This is a genomic window from Vibrio sp. Vb1337 (genome assembly GCF_033338715.1).
In the GTDB taxonomy this organism is placed as follows: domain Bacteria; phylum Pseudomonadota; class Gammaproteobacteria; order Enterobacterales; family Vibrionaceae; genus Vibrio; species Vibrio alginolyticus.
The window spans coordinates 1-1,284 of sequence record NZ_JAWOTD010000127.1 but is presented as its reverse complement, the minus strand read 5'-3'; the positions used below and the strand labels follow the sequence as shown (position 1 = coordinate 1,284).

Sequence of the window (1,284 nt, the reverse complement as noted above, 5' to 3'; positions counted from 1 at the left end):
CAGAGGCGTCCTTTACTGGAACATCCATACAAGCGACGGTCAGCTTTGCCCCTTTCTCTTTATGCTCCTCAAGCATCGCTGCGTAATCCATACGATAAATATGGTCACCAGATAACACAACAACGTATTTTGCGTCGTTCCGCGATAGTAACCATAAGTTGTGGTAGATGGCGTCGGCGGTACCTTCATACCATGCACCACCTTTGCGCATTTGAGGCGGAACTGCCGTAATGTACTCACCAAGTTCGGGATTAAAAATCGACCAACCGTCACGAAGGTGCTTTTGTAGTGAGTGAGATTTGTATTGAGTAAGCACTAGAATTTTACGTAAACCTGAATTAAGACAATTGGTTAGCGTAAAATCGATGATTCTGTATTTACCGCCAAATGGTACCGCTGGTTTGGCCCGATCATCAGTGAGTGGGCTAAGTCGTGAGCCCATCCCGCCTGCTAAAATTACAGCGAGTGCGTCTTGCATAATATTCCCTTTCCCTTGTTCTACATGCGTCTAAACCGTGCTTAACCGGAGGAGGTGCTATACAACGCAACAATTTAGAATGACATGTGCTGGTTTGTTTGTTAGCTACTGCAAACTGTAGTACAAGAATCGCGCCATTGAATATTTCTTTAAAAATCAAAATGATGAATTTTGTGACCGAGAGTTGATGCACTATATTAGTGAATTAAAAAATAGACAGTGCATTATATTGGGGCGGTATAGAATCTGGGGATTTAAAGAGATTATTGATTTACAATGTAAAACCTATTTAAAACAGTAAGATAAAGGGAGCTGTCTAGCTCCCTTTGTGTTTGATTTCATTTAAATGAAGCTCATTATGACAAACCGATGATATTACCATCTTCATCAAGGTCGAGATTCATAAACGCTGGCTTGTCAGGAAGACCGGGCATGGTCATAACGCTACCCGATAATGCGTATACGAAGCCAGCACCGGCACACAAACGCAGTTCACGAATTGGAACAGTAAAGCCAACTGGCGCGCCTTTTACTGAAGAATCGGTGGTGATAGAAAGTGGCGTTTTAGCAATACAAACAGCTAATTCGTTAAACCCTAGTTTTTCAAAATGAGCCAATTGCTGAGTTGCAAGTTCACTCATTTCAACATTTGTCGCACCATATCCAGCTTCACACACAGACATCAGCTTCTCCTGAAGGGATTGATGTTTCTGATATAGAGGTCGGAAATTCGCGATTTTTTCGCAAGCATCAACGACATGTTGTGCTAGATCTCTCGTACCTTCACCACCTTGAGCAAAAGCAGT

At 42.5% G+C, this 1,284-nt stretch carries 2 protein-coding genes; both read right to left on the bottom strand.

Going from position 1 to position 1,284, the window contains the following annotated elements; translation table 11 throughout:
* Positions 1 to 478, bottom strand: a 478-nt coding sequence (locus tag R7E42_RS24430; RefSeq protein WP_318073153.1) for a sugar phosphate nucleotidyltransferase, incomplete at its 3' end; no start/stop codon positions are given.
* A 356-nt stretch (positions 479 to 834) separates the two neighbouring features.
* Positions 835 to 1,284 (bottom strand): formate--tetrahydrofolate ligase (locus tag R7E42_RS24425; RefSeq protein WP_318073152.1); only part of this gene is annotated, 450 nt, incomplete at its 5' end.